This is a genomic window from Pseudomonas sp. LBUM920 (assembly GCF_003852315.1).
Lineage (GTDB): Bacteria > Pseudomonadota > Gammaproteobacteria > Pseudomonadales > Pseudomonadaceae > Aquipseudomonas.
Genome location: NZ_CP027762.1, coordinates 5,294,666 through 5,314,320, shown reverse-complemented (window position 1 = coordinate 5,314,320; position 19,655 = coordinate 5,294,666). Strand labels below are relative to the sequence as shown.

Sequence of the window (19,655 nt, the reverse complement as noted above, 5' to 3'; positions counted from 1 at the left end):
CAGCCTTACCCGGCACCTGAAAAACCCCGCCTGCAGTGATGCAGGCGGGGTTTTTTTATGCGCGGTATTTGCCGCAGGCACGCGGGTCAGCGCGTGCTCACCTGTGGGATTACTTCCTTGGGTGCCTTCCAGCTCAGCAATTGTTGCTTGAAGCCGTAGCTCGCGCCCTGGTAGTAGGTGATTGCGCGCTGGATCAACGGGTCGTCACTGCCCACACGCAACTCCTGGCTCTCACCCAGCGCCTGGTCATGGCGACGCAGGGCCTGGCGCGGGCTGAGGATCGCCAGGTCATTGCCGTCAAACAGCCCAAGGTGTTGGTAATTGCCGATGACGACGCGTGGGGGCAGCGGATTGTCCTGCAACAGGTTGCGGCCGAAGAAGGTCGACTCGTAGCTCAGGTTGATCAGGCCCAGCAAGGTGGGCGCCAGGTCGATCTGGCTGGCCAGTTGCGCTGTTTCACGCGCTTCAATCAGCTTGGGTGCATAGATGAACAGCGGGATCTGGTAGTTGGCGACAGGCAAGTCCTCTTTGCCTGCGCTGCCGGCGGTGTGGTCGGCGACAAACACGAAGATCGTGTTATCGAACCAGGGTTTCTGGCGTGCCGCATTGAGGAACTCGCCGATGGCGTGGTCGGTGTATTTCACCGCGCCGTCACGGCCATTGCCGGACTTGATATCAATGCGCCCTTCCGGATAGGTGTAGGGGCGATGATTGGAGGTGGTCATCAGTTGCAGCAAGAAGGGTTGCTGTTTGGCGTAATCGGCGTCGGCCAGCTTCAGGGTTTGCCGGTAGAGGTCTTCGTCGGCCATGCCCCACGCGTTTTTGAACGAGATTTCTGATTCAGCCACGCTGCTCTGGTCGACCACCCGGTAACCGTTGCCGCTGAAAAACGCGTTCATATTGTCGAAATAACCGCGCCCGCCGTAGACGAATACGCTGTCGTAGCCGATGGCACCGAGGTGCTGGCCGAGGCTGGCGAAACCGCTTTCACGGCCGATACGTTTGACAATCGATCGGCCTGGCGTGGGGGGAATCGCCAGCGTGATCGCTTCGAGGCCACGGTCTGTACGGGTGCCGGTGGCATAAAAGTTACTGAAGTACAGGCTTTGTTTGCGCAAGGCATCCAGATTGGGCGTGAGGTTGCGCCCATCGCCGTTGCTGCCCATGTACTTGGCACTGAAGCTTTCGATGGTCACCAGCACAATATTGGGTTTGCGCAACGTGCCGGGGTTGGTGATTGCCCGGCGTATGTCCAGCGGGTCAGTGCCGACAAAACGCGCATTGGGCTCACTGAGCTCGGCGCGCAATTGCCTGGCAACGACGTCGTCAGGCAGGCTTTTGTAGAACTGCGTGTAATCGAGCTCGTTGTTTCGGAACGCGGCGAGAAACTGATACGGGCCATTACTGGCCAATTCATTGTTGTAAGCGTTACCGCCTTGGGCGCGTGGGCTGTCCTGGCTGATCAATTGCAGGCTGAGCCCGGCGACGATCAATAAGCCCAGCGCATTCAGCAGCCGGCCACGCATGGGCGGCAGAGGCGCGCGCATCGCCGCGTTGAAGGGCTTGCGCAGGGCCAGGCTCAACACAATCGCCAACATCGCCAGCAAGCTGAGCAGCTTGCCGATCGGGTACGACTCCAACAGGTTGTTCAATACTTCATTGGAGTACACCAGGTAATCGACGGCGATAAAATTGAAACGCACGCCAAACTCATCCCAGAACAGCCACTCCGCAACCGAGGTGAACAGCATCGCGAACAGGCTGACCGTCAGCACGGCCTGCAGGAACCAGCGATGGCCGCGGCGACGCCACAGCGCGGGCGGGCACAGCAGCAAATACAGCCCCAGCGGCAGGGCGGCGTAGGTGAGAAAGCCCAGGTCGTAGAGCAAGCCGACGCCAAACACCGGCAGCAGGTTGCCACCGACTTCGTCCAGGTGCGTGAAGAGCAGCACACTGCGCGTGAGCAGGAAAATAACCAGCCACGTGCCGGTTACGAGCAGCAGAAAGCGCATAGGCGCTGTTTTGAGAAACCCCATGTCTATGTTCCTTATATCGATGGGCGGTGATCTTCGGCCTGACACTGTAGTCAGTTTGTGAAGCTATAGTGAAAAACTTGTTGGTTTATCTTATTGGTTGAAAACCTTTATCGCTAAGGCTCTGAGGTCTATCCCTGAGCCACACTTGGCCTTAAGCTGCGCGAGCCAACACGGCCGTTACCGCGTACGGAGACACTGCCCATGCGAATTTTATTGGTTGAAGACAACCGCGATATTCTGGCCAATCTGGCCGATTACCTGGGGCTAAAGGGCTACACCGTGGACTGTGCGCAGGACGGTTTGTCGGGCCTGCACCTGGCCGCTACCGAGCATTACGACCTGATCGTGCTCGACATCATGCTGCCTGGCATCGATGGCTACACCTTGTGCAAACGCCTGCGTGAAGACGCGCGCCGCGACACGCCGGTGATCATGCTCACCGCCCGTGACCAGTTGGATGACCGGCTGCAGGGCTTCAAGTCCGGCGCCGATGATTACTTGCTCAAGCCGTTCGCGCTGTCGGAGTTGGCCGCCCGCATTGAAGCCGTGCTGCGCCGTGCCCAGGGTGGCGGCCGCCGCGCCCTGCAAGTCGGCGACTTGAGCTACGACCTCGATACCCTGGAAGTCACCCGCGAAGGGCGCCTGCTCAAACTCAACCCTGTGGGCCTGAAGTTGCTTGCGGTGTTGATGCAAAAAAGCCCACATGTGCTGCGTCGCGAAATTCTCGAGGAGGCCTTGTGGGGCGATGACTGCCCCGACAGCGACAGCCTGCGCAGCCACGTCCACCAATTGCGCCAAGTGATCGATAAGCCCTTCGCCAAGCCGCTGTTGCAAACCGTGCACGGTGTGGGTTATCGCCTGGCCGAGGGTCGTGATGGAGTTTAAGCAAAGCCTTGCCCAGCGGATCATCATCGCCTTTGCCTTGATGAGTGCGTTGGTGGCGGGGGCGTTCGCCATGGGCATCGTTGCGACTGTGCACCTGGTAGAAGAAAAACTGATTTCGGCAGGCTTGGGCGGCGACTTGCAACGGCTGCTGTTGATGGACAGCGTCGAGGACTGGAGCCACCGGCCAGAGCCCGACCAACTGTTCTATTTCAGTGGCGGGCGTGGGGATTTCGAGCTGCCCAAGGATTTGCGGCACCTGGAACCCGGGTTTCATGAGGTGTTCCGCGAGGCGCTGTCTTACCACGCCATGGTCGAAGTGGTGGATGGCCGTCGGTATGTCCTGCTTCAGGACCAAAGCGATTTCGAGGAACGCGAGCGGGTTCTATTTGCCGTGGTGCTGGTGGGCTTCGTGCTCAGCCTGGCGCTGGCGGTGTTCCTCGGTTGGGTGCTGGCGCGCAAAGTGATGGCGCCGGTGGTGCGGCTCGCTCGGCAGGTGCGTCATCGCGACCAGTTGCTGGGCCTGGCGCCACCGCTGGCACCCGATTATGCGGCGGATGAAGTCGGCGAACTGGCCGTGGCCTTCGATGCCACACTGGGGCGTCTGCGACAGGCGTTATCACGCGAGCAATTGTTCACCAGTGACGTCAGCCATGAATTGCGCACGCCTTTGATGGTGCTGGCCAGTTCCTGCGAACTGCTGCTGGAAAATCCGGCGATCGATCAGCGCGGCCGCAATCAGGTTGAGCGTATCGCGCGTGCCTGCGAAGAAATGCGCGAGCTGGTGCAGACCTTCCTGATGCTGGCCCGTGCCGAACACGATGAAGCGGCCATGTCGCCGCAGGTAACGCTGCCGCAGGTGGCGGACGATTTGCTCGGCATCTGGCGCGAGCCGATCGAGCGCAAGGGCCTGGCGTTGATCTACCAGCCAGGCAACCCTTCGGACGCGCGCTACAACACCACTTTTCTCCACGCCGTTATGGGCAACCTGTTGCGCAATGCCCTGCATTACACCGAACAGGGCTTCATCCGCCTGACCCTCGAACCCAATGGTTTTGTGGTGGAGGACACCGGTGTAGGGATTCCCGAAGACAAGCGTGAGGCGATGTTCGAGCCGTTCGTGCGTGGCAGCGAAAAGCGCGGCGAAGGGCTTGGCCTGGGATTATCGCTGGTGCAGCGTATTTGTGAAAACCAGGGTTGGACGGTCAGTCTCAGCACGATGGAACCCAACGGCTGTCGTTTCCACGTGCAGTTGAGTCAGGTCAATCCCTGACACTCACCCTTGCCGTTATCCTGCCAGACATCACCGTAAATCGGCGAAGATGGCCCCATGCTATTGCTTGTGTCTGTAAAGTCTTGAAATGTATGAGATTGGACAGGACAAGTTTTTCACAACGGGTTGACCTGTTGATCACAGTTCGCTGCATAAGGTTGTAGGCATCAGCTACTGGAGATCCGTTGATGTCTACCCCGATCAAGCTCGATTTTTCTGAAAAGTACGACGATCAGCACGCGCAAAATTATTTGCTCAAGCATCAGGACAATCTGGCTCGCCGGTTGTCCCACAAACGCGACGAGCAATTGGCGCGGGGTGCGCTGGCCATGGCCGGCGAACCTGGCCTGGTGTTGGACCTGCCGTGCGGCGCCGGGCGCTTCTGGCCGCTGTTGGCTGAGAAACCCAACCGTGTGATTATCGGCGCCGATAATTCAGCGTCGATGCTCAAGGTTGCGACCGTTGCTCAGCCAGCGGACGTGGTGAAACGGGTACGACCTTTGCAGACTTCTGCCTTTGATATCGATTTGCCGGATAACTCGGTCGACAGTATTTTCTGCATGCGCTTGATGCATCACATTGGTGATCCGGCGCACAGGATGACAATACTGCGAGAATTTCAGCGGGTTACCCGCGACAGCGTGATTATTTCGCTGTGGGTGGATGGCAATTTCAAGGCCTGGAAACGCAAACGCGCCGAAGTGAAACGTCGCAACAGAGGTGAGCAGGAAGGTTACCAAAACCGGTTTGTGTTACCGGCTGCTACTGTCGAGGCAGAGTTTGAGCAGGCCGGTTTCCGTGTTCAGGAATCCCTGGACTTCATACCGCTCTACGCCATGTGGCGAGTATATGTATTGCGTAAGAGGTAACAGGATGGCAGTTGAGTGCGTAGTAGGCAGTCATGTAGCTCCCGAGGAACGATTCGATTTTTTCTGGCGCCTGCAGGGCGAGTGGGTTGAAGAACCCAATCGCCGACGTGGAGGTGAAAGTGGTGTGCAACGCGTGATGAGCCCCAACGGCCGCTTGCTTTACAGCAAACGCCAGACCGGTCACATCTACCGCAGCTGGCTTCACCCGTTTGGGCGCCCCACCGTACTGCGTGAGCGTGATGCCCTCAGGGGTTTGCGTTCATTGAACGTACGCGTGCCGGAGCTGGTGTTCTGCGAGGCACGTCGCGACCCTGAGCATCAATGGAAAGCGTTGTTGGTGACGGCGTCGCTCGACGGTTTCGACGAAATCGAAAACTGGTACGCCGCCGGTGGTCGTGAGCAATACGGTGAGGCGGTGCATGAGCGCCTGCTCAAGGAATTGGCGGGCACCCTGGCACGTATGCACAAGGGCCGCTGGCAGCATGGCTGCCTGTACATCAAGCACGTGTTCGTACGCGTAACCGGGGAAGGCGATTCGGCCAAAGTAGAAGTGGCGTTGCTGGATTTTGAAAAATGCCGGCAGCGTTTGACCGCTTATCGGGCGGCGTCCCATGACATGCTGCAACTGCGGCGCCATTCGTCGTGGAGCGATACCGACTGGAAAAAACTCAGCTACTTTTACGAGACGGCGTTTGGCAGCGCTATCAAGGGTTTAACCAGATGAAGCTAGAAATAGCACGAGGTTTGTTCCTGGTCGGCGCGTTGGGCATTTCAGCCCTGGCGCTGGCTGCCTGGGAGCTGCCTCGGACACAAGTGCTCAGTGCGGTGCAAGGGGGCGGGCAGTGTCCGTTACCGCGCATCGCCAAGGCGAGTGTGGCGGTCAAGCCTGATCATGAGTTGTTGTTGTTCATGTTCGGGATGTCTCAGGGCATGAGGCCGCAGAGCTGAATAAAGCGTTGAATAGATTCAAACCCCCGAAAAGGGCCTTGCGATGCGAGGCCTTTTTTTTGCCTGTTGATTTGGGCCGCAGCACCTGTCCGTCACCGCAGTCACGCACAGGTGTCGATTTCAAATCACATGCAGATGGTTATCCCAAAATCCTGACGGCAGCTCCAACGGTTTAGCCACCAACTGCTTCTGGCGACAGTCGTAGAAGCGGCAGCGTCCCTGGCCTGAAGTCACCACAAACCCGTCCGCTACCGCACCCACGCCGGCACAGTCGGGCAAAGGCCCATCCAGATGCAGCTCGCCGCTGTCCATGTTCCAGATAAAAAAGCGATTGCCGCGCGGCGCCGTCAGCGCCACCAGGCGTAATTCACTGTGCACGGCGACGCTGGCGGTGTAATGCCCCATCGCCTGCAGTTGCTCATCCGCCACCGGGAACGCCACAAACGGCTGCCCCGGTCGTTTGATCGCCAGCAACTCGGACCGCTCCTGAGACGGCCCCATGAACTGCTGCCCCGTGAGAATAGTGCCGTCGTCGGCAATCCCCATATGACGCACGCTGTTCATCTGCTGGCCCAGGGTTTCCTTGCTGATCAACCGGCCATCGCGGTGCATCAATACCAGGCTCGGCTCCATCGCATTGAGGTTCATCTCAACCCGGCTTTCCGCCTCGGTACGGATCCCGCCGTTGGCCACCACCAGGGTTTCCCCGTCGGGCATCCACGACACTTGGTGCGGCCCGATACCGTGGGTCGACATCTCGCCGCTGTGCACCAGCCGTTCGCCCTCGAACTTATACACACCCAGCAACCCACGGCCCGGGTCGGACGTGTCGTTCTCGGTGGCATACAACCAGTCGCCGCTCTTGTGAATCACCGCATGCCCATAGAAATGGCGATTGGCATTCGACATGATGGTCTGCAGCAACGCGCCATCACGCAGGTTGATCAGGTAACTCTCAGTGCCCGGGCGACGGGCGACAAACAGCGCAATTGGCAGCGTCGGGTGGTTGATGATGTCGTGGCAGCGCTGACCGACCTGGGTGGCAAACACCTGCTTGCCGTCCAGGTGATAGCCCACGGCGTAGTGCTTGCCATCGGAATCATCACGCGCCGAGAGCAGCAACGGGCTTGTTGAGCCCTTCTGCTTGAACAGCGTCCAACCGCCCAACGTGAGTGCGCTGAGCAGCACACTGCCCACCGCCAAAGCCTGTCGCCTGAGCATCATCAGTCACCGTCGTTGGCGTTAAAGCCCAGTTGGATGCCCAGCGCTTTGGCCAACTCGCCTTCGTGCAGGCGGTGGACCACGTTGAGGCTGTCATAAATGTCGTTGAGTTGCTGGCGGCCGGCGTCGTCGGCCAACAGTTCGTTGAGCGTGCGCTGATTGCTGGCGAACAGCTTCAAAGACGCGGCGTAGGCGGCATCGATCTTGTCGGCCAACGGCTTCTGCTCTGACGGCAACAAGCCACGCAGGCCTTTGTTGTCGACGCCGGCCCACACGGTCTGGGCCGCAGCCAGGCTGGCTTCCAGGCTTTGCAGGGACGACTGGCTGCGCCACGCATCGGCCTGGAACGGTTGCGGGATGCCCTTGGTCTGGCGACCCATCGGCGTGCCGAGTTTTTTCTTCAGCGTGTCCAGCGCAGTGACTTGCACGCGCAGCAGGTCCGCGATGGCTTCGTGGGAATCGGCGTAGCGCTGGTTGGGAAACTTGGTCATCTGCGCGAGCATGCCGTCGGTGCTGTTCCAGCTCGCCAGGATCTCTTCAGCCAAGGCTTTCTGGCGCTCGCCGATGGCGACCAGCAGCGGGCAGTAGCGGGCTTTCTGGGCCTCGTCGGCGACGTCGGTCTTGGCGTCGTAGAGGATGTATTCGTAGGCCGACAGGCCTTGTACCACCACGCTGGACTTGGCCAGGGCCGCGCCATCGATCTGCGGCTGGGCGGTGACCAGTTGTTCGACTTGGCGGCCGACCAGGTTTTTCTTGTCCGGCCAGAACTGCACTTGCCACGAACGGTTGCCCTCGGCCAGCGGGCCGATCAGCAGCGGTTGCAGCTCGGCCCAGGCTTTTTGCGCGTGGAGGAAGTCGGCGCGGGCGGTCTCCAGGCTTTCTTTGCCCTGGCAGTAGGCGAGGGCGCTGACGGCCAGTTGGCGGTCGGCTTCAACCCAACGGCTGTAGGTCGGCAGGATCACTTGCTTGGCGATAGCCGCCGAGGTCACCGCTTGCGGGTCCTGCGGCGAGCAGGCGCCGAGGGCGAGGGCGGCCAGGCTGGTGAACAACAACTTGGGACGAAACATGTCGAGCTCCCTTCTGTAAGTGCGGCAAAGCTTATAAAGAATTCAGGAACGCCAGCAACGCGGCACGCTGCTCGGCATTAAAGGACAGCACATGCTGCTGCGCCGCTTGTGCTTCACCGCCATGCCACAGCACGGCTTCGAGCAGATTGCGGGCGCGGCCATCATGTAAAAACTGGGTGTGGCCACTGACGGTCTGCGTCAGGCCAATGCCCCACAACGGCGGGGTGCGCCAGTCGCGGCCACCGGCCTTGAATTCGCTGCGGTTGTCGGCCAGGCCTGCGCCCATGTCGTGCAACAGCAGGTCGCTGTAGGGGCGAATCACCTGGTTGGCCAGTTCGGGTTCGGCGGCGCCTGCGGCCGTGGTGAACGTGGGTTTGTGGCAGCCCTGGCAACCGGCCTGGTAGAACAGGTTTTTCCCGGCCAGTACCTGCGGCGTGTTGACGCCACGGCGCACCGGCACGGCGAGGTTGCGGGTGTAGAACAGCACCAGGCGCAGGATGTTATCGCTGACTTCCGGCTCGCCATCGGGGCCATTGCCGTTGGGGGCCTGTTTGCAGGCGACTTGGGCGTCGGTGCAGTCATCAAAGGGTCTCAGGGACGTGGTGAGGCCCATATCACCAGAAAACGCGTGAACATTTTGTTGATTGAGGTTGGGTTGCCCGGCTTTCCAGCCAAAGCGCCCGAGCACGGTTTTTTGCCGGGCGTCATCCCACACCCAATTGGCGCGGCCGACGAGGGCTTCTTTGTCGGCCGTTTTCGGGTCGGTGTTGCGCAACACATCGGCGTCGCTGATGGCTTCGAGCAAGCCCAGGCCGATCATGGGCGGGGCGATGCGCGCCGAGAAAAGTGTATCCGGATGCATCGGGCCGTAGCCGAGCTGGGTGATGTGCAGGTCGGGCTTGCGCAGCTCGACCACGGTGCCGTCCTTGAACGTCACGTTGACCGGTGTGTAATCCACGCGCACCTTGCCTTCCGGCGCCACGCCCGGCACGGCCATGTCCTGCAATTGCCCGCCGTAGACCGGCTCGGGCACTACGCCGAGCTGCTCGATGAGTTTGGCGTAGGGCGCAGGCGCTGTCATCGGCACGGGAATCGACAGGCGCACCAGCATCGACACCGCATTGGGCGCGTCGGGCAGCGGTGGGTGACCCCGGCCGTCCTTGATGTGGCAGTTCTGGCAGGCGTTGGTGTTGAACAACGGGCCCAAGCCGTCGCGCGCGGTGGTGGTGGACGGCGCGATCACCCACGGGCTGCGGAAAAAGCTGTTGCCGACGCTGAAGTCCAGGCGGCGGGTCGGTGCCAGGTTGGCCGAGGGCAGGGAAAAGGCGTTCTGGTCGCGCTTGTTCACCGTCGTCGCGCCGCCGGCTCGCGCTTCACCGGGCTCGGCCTTGGTGAAACGTGGGGCGTCATCGCAGGCTGTCAGGCTCAAGGCCATCAACGCTGCGGACAGGCGAAAAAGCGAACCGAACATCAAGTTTCCTGAAGCGATGGCCAAAATTAGGCCGCAAAGTCTAACAGGGCGGGGCTCAATGAATAAGAGCAATTATCGTTTGGTCGAATCCGATTCATTCCCGCTAGAATGGCCGCACATTTTTCTCTGGAGGTGGCCAATGCAGGCTCTCGACGCTTTGCTCAACCGTGTTTCCGTGCCGCGTTTGCTGGAACCGGCACCGACCCAGGAGCAGCGCGATGTGCTGTTCGCCGCCGCCATGCGTGCACCGGACCACGGCCAGTTGCGCCCTTGGCGTTTTCTCACCGTCGAAGGCGCAGCCCGCGAGCAGATGGGCACGCTGCTGGCCGAAGCGGCGCGCCTGCAAGACGCCGACGCCCCGCAAGCCGCCATCGACAAAGCGCAGAATGGCCCGCTGCGCGCGCCGTTGGTGGTGGTGGTGATTGCCCGCCTGCAAGAACACTTCAAGGTGCCAAAGTCCGAGCAACTGCTGGCGGCTGCGTGTGCGGCCCACGGTATTCTGCTGGCAGCTTATGCACAGGGGATCGGCGCGGTGTGGCGCACGGGCGAGCTGTCCTACTCGGCGCACGTGGCCAAAGGCCTGGGGCTGACGGCGGATGAGGAAGTGATTGGCTTCCTTTATCTGGGCACGCCGCAGAACCCGCCGCGCACTGCGCAGAAAGAAGATGTGGCGGCGTTTGTTCAGGCGTGGCCTGGTCTGTAGGCCAACGGTGATCTAAATGTGGGAGCGGGCTTGCTCGCGAATGCGATGGATCAGTCAATACATCCAGTGACTGTCACACCCCATTCGCGAGCAAGCCCGCTCCCACATTTGCTCCTCATTGGCTTTAGATTCGGTGTTACACCTTGAACTGATCCATCAGCTTCATCTGCTGGCTGGCCAAGGCATTCAGTTGGCTGCTGATGGCCGCCGACTCGGTGGCCTGGCCGGTGAGGGTTTCAGTCACGGTACGGATTGCCGAGACATTGCGATTGACCTCTTCGGCCACGGCGCTCTGCTGCTCGGCGGCGCTGGCGATTTGCAGGTTCATGTCGCTGATGACTGTGACCGCGTCGCTGATCTTGCCCAGCGCTTGCACGGCCTGATGGATCTGCCCGGCATTGCTTTGGGCCTGGTGCTGGCTGGAGTGCATGGTGGCCACCACGCCACGGGTGCCGCTCTGGATGCGCTCGATCACCAGGCGAATTTCTTCCACCGAATCCTGTGTGCGTTTGGCCAGGTTGCGCACTTCGTCGGCCACCACCGCAAACCCACGTCCGCTTTCCCCGGCGCGTGCCGCTTCGATGGCGGCGTTGAGGGCCAGCAGGTTGGTCTGCTCGGCAATGCTGCGGATCACTTCCAGCACCGAACCGATCTGCTCGCTGTTCACCGCCAAGGCCTCGACCTCGCTCACGGCCTTGCTGACTTCTTCGGCGAGGGTGGTGATGTCGCGGGTGCTCTGCTCAATGATCGACATGCCCTCGCGCGCCGACTGGTCCGCCCCGCGTGCCGCGCTGGCAGCGTTGGACGCGCTGTTGGCCACGTCGTGGGCGGTGGCGCTCATTTCATTGGACGCCGTGGCAACCTGGTCGATTTCGCGGAACTGCACCTGCATGCCTTCGCTGGTCTGGCGAGCAATGGCTGATGACTGATCAGCCGTGCCACGCGCTTCGGTGATGCTTTGTTTGATCTGCGCGATGGTCGGTTGCAGCTTGTCGAGAAAGCGGTTGAACCAGTTCGCCAGTTCGCCCAGTTCGTCTTTCTTGGCGTAAGTCAGACGCTGGGTAAGATCGCCTTCGCCACTGGCGATGTTCTTGAGCATCGCGGCCACGGTGTTGATCGGGCGGGTTACGCCGGTGGCGGTCAGCCAGATCAGCACCAGGCCCAGCAATGCGGCGGCGGCGCCGACCAGCAAGGCCTTGAGCGTGCCGGCTTGCTGGGCGTTGTCGAGGACGCCTTGCAGTTTCAGGGTGTCCGCCAGCATCACGTTCTTGGGCAGTTTGATCACGATGCCCCAGGACTTGGCGTCGGCAATCGGTTTGACCGGGTACACGGCGCGGATCGTGTCGTCTTGCTCGCGGAGAGTGCGCGTGTCGTTGGCCAGCAATTGCACAATCTCTTTGCCCTCGGCGCCCAGGGTGTCGATCAGGTTTTTGCCGACCCGCGCCGGCTCGCCGCTGTAGGCCGCGATCAAGCCGGTGCTGGAGAGAATTTCCAGGTGCGCGGCGCCGTCGAAGAGTTCTTTTTGTGCTGCGTCGGTCACCGCCTGCAGGGTGTTGAGGGCCAGGTCCACGCCAACCACGCCGATGACCTTGCCGTCGACGATCAACGGCAGCGAGAGGGTGGTCATCAGCACCTGCTTGCCGGCCACGTCGTCGGAGTACGGGTCAAGCAGGCAAACAGTGCGCGTGTCCCGTGGGCAGGTGTACCAAATGTTGTAGGGCGTGCCGCTGAGATTCGGGGTGGTCTTGGTCAGGTCGTCCTCGACCATCACCGTGTTCAGGCCTTCACCGGCGGCGCGGCTCCAGTAGCTGGAAAAGCGACCTTTTTCATTCGAGACGCGGGCCTTGTCGTCGACAAACTCGCTGTCCTTGCCATCCAGGCCATTGGGTTCGAACGACAGCCAGATTCCCAGCACCTTGGTGTTGCGCTCGAAGGCGGTCTTGAGGCTCTGGTTGAGTTCTTCACGCAGTGCACCCGCTTCCAGCCCGCGCTTGGCGGCGGTGGTGCGCAGGCCCTTGATCTGGTCGGCCAGTGCGGTGACCACCACCAGGCTTTCGCCAAAGGTTTTCTGCAGCTGTACCGCCTGTTCGCCGGCCTTGGCTTGCAACAGGTTCTGCACACTCTGGGTGAGCATTCGCGAGCTTGAATCGCTGACCAGTCGGTTGTTCTGATCGGCCTCGTAAAGGTTGACGCCGACGACCAGTGCAATCACCCCCAACAGGCAGAGGCCGGACAGCAGCACGATTTTCAAGCGGATAGAGAGGGTGTCGAACATAGGTTCACTCGCGATTGGACTTGTTGACCTGCAAGCAGGGCGAGCCAAGTCCATTCGGCGCTATGTCCGAAACATCGGCGTAACGAGTTGTTTCATGAGAGAAAGACGATGAGCGGTAGGAAAAAGACTACACGTCGCGCCCTACGAGCGCTGCAAGCCGTTCCGGGCGTGACCAGATCCACAGGTTGCCCAGGCTCATGCCGGCGAACGCCAGGTAGATCGGCCAGCCATGATCGAGCATCACCAGCATCAAACCGGCGCACAGCAGCATGCTGACAGTGGCGCTGACTTTGGCACGGCGGGCGATGATCTTGCCGTTGCGCCAATTGAACAGGATCGGCCCGAACAGCCGGTGGTTTTCCAGCCAGGCACTCAGGCGCGGCGAGCTTTTGGTCGCGGCCCAGGCGGCGAGCAGGATGAATTCGGTGGTGGGCAAACCCGGTATAACAATCGCCACCAACCCAATGCCCAGGCTGACGTAGGCCAGCAGGCCGAAGAGGATCTGCGCGATTTTTGAGGTGGATTGGGTTTTGCCGGTCATAGGTTGGGTGATCACAAAAAATCAGTTTGAAATGAGATACAACTGTGGGAGCGGGCTTGCTCGCGAAGGCGGTGGTTCAGTCATGTATATGTCGACTGACACACCGCTTTCGCGAGCAAGCCCGCTCCCACATGTTTAATCGCATTCCAGCAGTCAGGCCAATTCAGGGGCGCTAGCGTACGCCTGTTCCAGCAGCACGGTGAAGCGTACAAACGCGTCGATCGCACCTTTTTCTACCGCCGCTTCTTCTTCAGCGCTGAATGCCAGGCCGTCGAGGGTGCGGGTAAAGCGCTTCCAGCCCTCGGCGCGACCACCGGCCGGCTCGCCGAGGTGACGGGCTCCGAAGGTTTCGCTCAGGCCCAGGCCCACGGCGCGTTTGATCAGGAACGCGGCGCCCAGCTTGGAGCCCTCGGAGACGAACAGCCAGCCCAGGGCTTCGGCCTTGCTCGGGTTCTTAACAGCGCCGGCGACCGGTGCAGGCACTTCGGTGTCCAGGTCGCCGAGGTCCAGCTTGGCGGCTTCGGCGCGGCAGCGTTCAGCCAGGTCAGGGACGATCTTGATCAGCTCAGGGTCGTTGTACAGGGCCACCAGTTCCGATTGGAACAGGTACTGGGCGACCACGAAGCGGGCGAAGTTGGCTTGGGTTTCGAATGGGGCGTGGGCTTTGACCAGCGCATCGAGCTTGGTGTGGGGCTCGTTGGTGATCTGGTTCAGGCGCTGGGAGCGCAGGCTTGGGCGTTCTGCGGTAGGGGAAGCGGTCATCGAAAAAAGTCCTTGAGAAGAGTAGCGCCTGGGTGCCCTAAAGAGAGCTGTTATCAACTAGACGAACAAGAAGACGCGGCACAGTAAAAAATCCTCACCTCGCCGGTGAAATTCCGGCGAGGTAAGGAGACGGCATTTGGGTGTGGTGCTGTCAGATGTCCCAGATCAGGTTGATCGTGAAGTTGCGGCCGGGCTGGGTCAGGCGGTCGAGGTTGGCGGGCGCTGTCACGCCGGCTTCGCCGACGCCGTCGTAGCTGCGCACGTCATCCCAGTTCCAGTACTTCTTGTCGGTGAGGTTGTAGAGGCCGCCGTTGATGGTCACATCGTGGGTGACTTTGTAGTAACCGGTCAGGTCGACGATGCCGAAGCCGGGCGTTTTGAACGGCGCACTGGTGCTGCCATCCGGTGCGTGGAAGGTGGTGCCGTCGACGCGGTTCTGTTTCTTCACCAGCGTCCAGCTGACGAGCGCGCCGTATTGCTCTTGCTCGTAGCCCAGGCCGAACACGCCCTTAAGCGGGTTGACGCTGTTGAGCGGCTCGCCGTTGTCGTCGTTGCGGCCGTAGGTGTAACCGACCGAGCCCAGGGTGTAGAGGCCTTGCGGTGCGCCGAACGCGTCGAGGTTCAGACGGCCCTTGGCTTCTACCCCTTTGATGGTGGCGTGCTTGATGTTGTTGGCTTCGAAGGTTTGTATGTCGCCGCCGGCGACCGAGGCGTCTTCGTCGATAAAGTCGCGGTACTTGTTGTAGAACACCGCGATGTCGAAAGAGCCCTCGTCGAAATGACCGCGAATCCCGGTTTCGATGCCCTTGCTGGTTTCCGGCTTGAGGTTCGGGTTTGGCTCGACGGTGTAGCCCAGGTTGAGGTTTTCAAAGCGACCATAGAGCGCCTTGGCCGATGGCGTGCGGAAACCCTCGGCGTATTGACCGAACCAGGTGTATTGATCGGTCAGCGCATAGGTCAGGCCGAACTTGGGCGTTACACGGTGCCAGGTTTTTTCTTTGTCGCTGACCGGGTAGGTGCCGGTCGGGTTTACGGTGTTGAGGAATTCCTGGGTCAGCTTGGGTTTGAGCTGGGTGTAGTCATAGCGCACTGCCGGCAGGAAGGTCCATTTGTTCCAGGTGATCTGGTCCTGGGCGAACAGCGAGTAGGTGTTGATGGTCGGGTCCGGGAAGTCGCTGGATTTTTTCACGCTGTCGCTGGCTTGCGGGCTGGGGGCGCCGATGGCCGTGCAACCCGAGCCGACGGCGAGGCAGGAGGCCGAGCCTTCGCGCGAGCCGGTGACTTTCTGCTGTTTGAGTGTGGTGCCATAGGTCACTTGGTGATCGGTTTCACCGATGTTGAAAGCCTTGTCCAGTTGGGCGTCGAAAACCCACTGTTTTTCTTCGTATAGCGTGTCACGGGTGCGTAATACGCGACGACCCGCCTGGTAGATTTCGGCGGTGGTCTGGTCGGTCTTGGCGATCTGGTAGTTCAGGCTGGTCTTGATGCGATCGGCCATCGGCGACTCCAGGGCAAAGGTGTTTTCCAGGCCGAAGCGCTCGCGAGTGATGGTGTCGTTGCCCGAGCGGGCACGGTACAAATTCATTCCTCGACCACCGATGAACGGGCCGCCCACGGCGTTTTTCAGGTTAACGTCGCGGTCATCCTTGAACTTCTCGTAGGTCAGGCCCAGTCGGTTGTCATCGCCATAGTTCCAGCCCAATTTGGCCAGGATATTGGTGGTGCGCGCGTCCTCCGGGTTGGCACCGGTGCGGGCCAGGCCGGTGGCGTTGTTGCCGTTGTAGGATTCCATTTCATGGCCATTGCGCTGGCTCAAGTGCAGCAAACCGTCGAAGTTCTGCACGCGGCCGGCAACGGTGCCGGAGGTCAGCCAGCTGTCGTCGGCGGAGCTGTAGCCGGTTTTCAAACGGGCGCCGACGTCCTGGCCGGGCTTGATGATGTCGTCCGGGTCGAGGGTGAAGTAGCTCACCGCGCCGCCGATGGCGCTGCTGCCGTACAAGGCCGAGGCCGGGCCACGCAGGATTTCCACGCGCTTGACGATTTCCGGGTCGACGTAGTTGCGGCGCGTCTTGGCGTAGGGGCCGTTGAAGAAGTTGTCCGGCACTTCGACGCCGTCGACTTGAGTGAGGATGCGGTCGCCGTCGATGCCGCGAATGTTGTAGCCCGCGTTGCTGGCGCGGGTGCCTGCGCCACCGACTGACACGTTGGGCTCGTAGCGCACCAGTTCACGGATGGTGTTGACGTTCTGGCGGTCCAGTTCCTGGCGATCATGCACAGTGACCGTGCTGGGCACGCTGGTGACGTCCTGTTCGTTGCGCGTGGCGCTGATGGTCACTTGTTGCAGGTTGAGCACGCTGCCGGCCGCGCGTTTTTCCAGCACGATGTTGTTGGTGCCCAGTTTGCGATAGCTCAGGTTGGTCCCCACCAACAACCGGTCCAGGGCTTTTTCGGGTGACAGCGGGCCGCGTGCGCCAGGGGACGACACACCTTGGCCCAGCTCTGCCGGCAGGCCGACTTGCCATCCGGTCACGGCGGTAAACGCGTTCAGCGCCGAGACCAATGGCTGCTGCTCGATGCTGAAATTGTAGTTGCCGTGGCTGCGGGCGACCGGTTCGGCGGCAGTGGCGGCCATGACTGGCGCGCTGGCCATCAGAATGGCAGCGGTCAGCAACGACAGGACGGGCGAAGAAGACCGGCGGTTGAAACGAGAGGACATCGAGAGCGCTCCGGAGTACGAATCTTATAGTTGCGAACCGAATCAAATAGGAATCAGTTGCATTGGCTATAACGAGACGTACCGCCGGTTAATATCGAGTAAAAATAATTCTCATTTAGTTCAGAATGACCAGCGCCGGGTATTCCGAGAGTGTGGCCGAGGTGATGTGCGCCAGCGAGCGCACCACGTCCAGCGGCTGGTCGAGGCGGTAATTGCCGGTGACAGCTGTGCTGGCGAGCTTGTCGTTGGTGTTGACGATCCAGCCCGGGTAATAGCGGCGCAGCTCTGCCAGCACGTCGCTCATCGGGCAGTTTTCAAACACCAGCCGACCCTGGACCCAGGCCAGGTCCTTGCTCACATCCAGCTTGGCGGTTTGGCCAAAGCCTTTGGGGCCGATACGGATACTTTCACCGGCGCGCAGGCGCACGCGGGCGTCGTCGAAGGTGTTGCTCAGGTCGACGTCACCGCGCTGCACCTGCACTTGCGCTTCGCCATTGAGGTAGCGCACGGCGAAGTCGGTGTCGCGCACGCTGGCGCGCACCGGCCCGGCGTCAATCTCCAGGGGCAGGCCACGGTTGGGCGCAACTTCGAAAAACGCCTCGCCTTGGTACAGGCGCGCGATGCGCTGGTGGTCTTTGATGCGGCTGGAAAACGCCGAGTTGGTGTTCAGCAGTACTTTGGAACCGTCGTCCAACTGCACGCGCTGGCGTTCACCGACCACGGTGAGGTGGTCGGCTTGCAGGCGCACGGGCAGGTTGCTGAAGCTGAACAGGCCGATCAACAGCACGGCGGCGGTGGCCAAGGGTTTCCAATGCGGTTTTACCCGGCGCCAGGCGCTCGGTTTGCGCGGCGCTGCCAGGGCCACGGCGGCGCTGTGTACCGGCGCGCCGCCCCAGGCGGTCCGGGCTTTGTTGAACGCGTGTGCGTGTGCCGGGTCACTGGCCAGCCATGCATCGAACTGCGCTTGCTGCCCGGGTTGCGGGCACTGCAAGACGATCAGCCAGTCAAGGGCCTGGTCCATAGCAGTGTCTTGCAACACCTCATGAGCCAGCTCATGGGGGCGCAGTTTATTCGGGTCGGTCACGGTGTTCCTCGGGTCTTCGCCACGTTCTATTCATCTTTCCTACAGACTGGATCGCCACATCTGTCGGCTGAAGCTTAAGGCTGATCCAGCCGTTCAGCCACTCCTACACAGATGGCCATGATCAATTTCAGTTCCTTTTGCACGGTGCTCAAGGACACTTGCAACTGATCGGCAATCTCTTGGTAGCTGCAACCGTGCAGGCGGCTGAGGATGAATATCTGCTGTTGCCGAGCGCTCAGCTGGCCGAGGCTGACACTCAGGTGTTCGAGCAATTGCTCGGCCTGGGTCGCGTCTTCGGGCGTGCTGATTGGCGCCGCGACGCTTTGCAGCACCTGCAGCGGGACGTCTTCCTGCAGCGTACGGGCTTGAATGCGGCGCGAACGCAGGTGGTCCAGCGCCAGGTTGCGTGCAGTCTGGTAGACGAAAGGTTCGAGGTGGTCGATCGGCCGCTCGCTGAGGGCCCGGGTGACGCGCAGGTAGGTTTCCTGCAACAGGTCCTCGGCGGTGCTGTGGTTGTTCACCATCCGCTGCAAGGTGCGAAGCAGAATCACCCGTTGAGTGATAAAGACTTGGTTGAAGCGGGATTGGCTCACAGTGCTACCAGATCGATTTGCAGTTAATGATAATGCTTATCATCAACGGAAATGGCAAGTGGCTATTGCTGTGGGCCTACATAGATCAAATAGGGGAGGGGGCCTTAGTGGGAGCCGGGCTTGCCCGCGATGCAAGCACCTCGGTATTTCAGTCAAACCGAGGTGATGCTATCGCAGGCAAGCCAGCTCCCACACAAGCCGAGCTTACTCGGCGTTGCAGAGCGCCAGGCAGTTATCCAGCATCCGGTTGGAGAAACCCCACTCGTTGTCGTACCAGGCCAGCACTTTGAGCAATTTACCGCTGACCTTGGTGTGATTGGCATCGAAGATCGACGACAGCGGGTTATGGTTGAAGTCACTGGAAACCAGCGGCAGGGAGTTGTAGCCGAGGATTTTCGAGTGCTGGCTGGCTTCTTTGAGCAGCGCGTTGACTTGCTCGGCGGTGGCTTCTTTCTTCAGCTCCACGGTGAGGTCGACCAGCGACACGTTGATCACCGGTACCCGCACCGCCATGCCGGTCAGCTTGCCCGCCAGTTCCGGCAACACCAGGCCCACCGCTTCAGCAGCGCCGGTCTTGCTTGGGATCATGTTCTGGGTGGCCGAGCGCGCGCGGTACGGGTCGGTGTGGTAGACGTCGGTCAGGTTCTGGTCGTTGGTGTAGGCGTGAATGGTGGTCATCAAGCCGTTTTCGATGCCCAGCTCGCGGTGCAGCACCTGAGCCACAGGCGCCAGGCAGTTGGTGGTGCAGGAAGCGTTTGAGATGATCTGGTGGGATTGACGCAAGATGTCATGGTTCACCCCGTACACCACCGTGGCGTCTGCGCCTTTGGCGGGGGCCGAGATGATTACCTTGCGCGCGCCGGCGGTAATATGAGCGGCCGCCTTGTCACGGTCGGTGAACAGACCGGTGCATTCGAACACCACGTCGATCTTGTGCGCCGCCCACGGCAACTCGGCGGGGTTGCGAATGGCACTGACGGCAATCCGGTCACCATTGACGGTCAGGCTTTCCTGATCGTGGGCAACCTCTGCTTCGAAAGTACCGTGTACGGTGTCGTATTTGAGCAGGTGGGCATTGATCGAACTGTCGCCCAAATCATTGATGGCGACGATCTGCAAATCCTGGCGGTAGCCTTGGGTATACAGTGCGCGCAGGACATTACGGCCGATACGGCCAAAACCATTGATTGCGATACGAAGAGTCATTGGAAAGT

General features: G+C 60.7%; 16 protein-coding genes and 2 pseudogenes. 6 read left to right on the top strand and 12 right to left on the bottom strand.

Annotated elements, in window-relative coordinates; genetic code table 11:
• Positions 1–86 precede the first annotated feature (86 nt).
• Positions 87–2,036 carry an LTA synthase family protein gene (locus tag C4J83_RS24585; protein WP_124418388.1) on the bottom strand — a complete coding sequence of 650 codons (1,950 nt, stop codon included), beginning with the start codon at positions 2,034–2,036 and terminating at the stop codon, positions 87–89.
• A 201-nt stretch (positions 2,037–2,237) separates the two neighbouring features.
• Here C4J83_RS24585 and colR point away from each other — a divergent pair, with 201 nt between their 5' ends.
• The 5 genes from colR to C4J83_RS24560 all read left to right on the top strand — a co-directional run bounded on the left by colR (position 2,238) and on the right by C4J83_RS24560 (position 6,008).
• Entirely contained in the window at positions 2,238–2,921 is a 684-nt protein-coding gene (gene colR / locus C4J83_RS24580; RefSeq protein WP_003175870.1) for a two-component system response regulator ColR, read from the top strand.
• Positions 2,911–4,191: a sensor histidine kinase gene (locus C4J83_RS24575; RefSeq protein ID WP_106578331.1), complete on the top strand. Its 1,281-nt coding sequence runs from the start codon at positions 2,911–2,913 to the stop codon at positions 4,189–4,191. Before colR ends, C4J83_RS24575 begins: the two co-directional genes overlap by 11 nt.
• Before the next feature lie 188 nt (positions 4,192–4,379).
• Positions 4,380–5,060 carry a class I SAM-dependent methyltransferase gene (locus tag C4J83_RS24570; protein ID WP_106578332.1) on the top strand — a complete coding sequence of 227 codons (681 nt, stop codon included), beginning with the start codon at positions 4,380–4,382 and terminating at the stop codon, positions 5,058–5,060.
• Between the two features lie 4 nt (positions 5,061–5,064).
• Complete coding sequence (locus tag C4J83_RS24565; protein ID WP_124418387.1) at positions 5,065–5,784, top strand: lipopolysaccharide kinase InaA family protein; 720 nt, start codon at positions 5,065–5,067, stop codon at positions 5,782–5,784.
• Positions 5,781–6,008, top strand: a complete 228-nt coding sequence (locus C4J83_RS24560; RefSeq protein WP_119736900.1) for a hypothetical protein — start codon at positions 5,781–5,783, stop codon at positions 6,006–6,008. Before C4J83_RS24565 ends, C4J83_RS24560 begins: the two co-directional genes overlap by 4 nt.
• Positions 6,009–6,128: 120 nt before the next feature.
• On the opposite strand, the gene C4J83_RS24555 is transcribed toward C4J83_RS24560, so the two are convergent.
• The 3 genes from C4J83_RS24555 to C4J83_RS24545 are packed head-to-tail and all read right to left on the bottom strand — an operon-like array spanning position 6,129 to position 9,767.
• Positions 6,129–7,229 (bottom strand): DUF1513 domain-containing protein, encoded by a 1,101-nt coding sequence (locus C4J83_RS24555; protein ID WP_124418915.1) that lies wholly within the window; start codon positions 7,227–7,229, stop codon positions 6,129–6,131.
• Between the two features lie 2 nt (positions 7,230–7,231).
• Entirely contained in the window at positions 7,232–8,296 is a 1,065-nt protein-coding gene (locus C4J83_RS24550) for an imelysin family protein (protein ID WP_119736904.1), read from the bottom strand.
• 31 nt (positions 8,297–8,327) lie between these two features.
• Positions 8,328–9,767, bottom strand: coding sequence for a di-heme oxidoreductase family protein (locus C4J83_RS24545; RefSeq protein ID WP_124418386.1), 1,440 nt, complete (start codon positions 9,765–9,767; stop codon positions 8,328–8,330).
• Between the two features lie 139 nt (positions 9,768–9,906).
• Between C4J83_RS24545 and C4J83_RS24540 the strand changes: the two genes are divergently transcribed.
• Positions 9,907–10,470, top strand: a complete 564-nt coding sequence (locus C4J83_RS24540) for an NAD(P)H nitroreductase (protein ID WP_106578338.1) — start codon at positions 9,907–9,909, stop codon at positions 10,468–10,470.
• Between the two features lie 136 nt (positions 10,471–10,606).
• Here C4J83_RS24540 and C4J83_RS31200 read toward each other — a convergent pair.
• From C4J83_RS31200 to gap, 8 genes and pseudogenes are all read right to left on the bottom strand, one after another.
• A pseudogene (locus C4J83_RS31200) lies at positions 10,607–11,137 on the bottom strand (methyl-accepting chemotaxis protein); the annotation flags it as partial.
• A 375-nt stretch (positions 11,138–11,512) separates the two neighbouring features.
• Positions 11,513–12,604: pseudogene (locus C4J83_RS31195) on the bottom strand (cache domain-containing protein); the annotation flags it as partial.
• Between the two features lie 268 nt (positions 12,605–12,872).
• Complete coding sequence (locus C4J83_RS24530; RefSeq protein WP_124418914.1) at positions 12,873–13,286, bottom strand: YbaN family protein; 414 nt, start codon at positions 13,284–13,286, stop codon at positions 12,873–12,875.
• A 153-nt stretch (positions 13,287–13,439) separates the two neighbouring features.
• A complete protein-coding gene (locus C4J83_RS24525; RefSeq protein WP_106578341.1) occupies positions 13,440–14,048 on the bottom strand; it encodes a biliverdin-producing heme oxygenase in 609 nt (202 codons plus the stop codon).
• A gap of 151 nt (positions 14,049–14,199) precedes the next feature.
• Complete coding sequence (locus C4J83_RS24520; protein WP_124418385.1) at positions 14,200–16,764, bottom strand: TonB-dependent receptor; 2,565 nt, start codon at positions 16,762–16,764, stop codon at positions 14,200–14,202.
• A gap of 115 nt (positions 16,765–16,879) precedes the next feature.
• A complete protein-coding gene (locus tag C4J83_RS24515) occupies positions 16,880–17,848 on the bottom strand; it encodes a FecR family protein (protein WP_124418384.1) in 969 nt (322 codons plus the stop codon).
• Between the two features lie 74 nt (positions 17,849–17,922).
• A complete protein-coding gene (locus C4J83_RS24510) occupies positions 17,923–18,441 on the bottom strand; it encodes an RNA polymerase sigma factor (protein WP_124418383.1) in 519 nt (172 codons plus the stop codon).
• Between the two features lie 204 nt (positions 18,442–18,645).
• The gene (gap, locus tag C4J83_RS24505; protein WP_106578345.1) at positions 18,646–19,647 is read right to left on the bottom strand and encodes a type I glyceraldehyde-3-phosphate dehydrogenase; all 1,002 of its coding nucleotides are present in this window, start codon (positions 19,645–19,647) and stop codon (positions 18,646–18,648) included.
• Between the last annotated feature and the right edge of the window lie 8 nt (positions 19,648–19,655).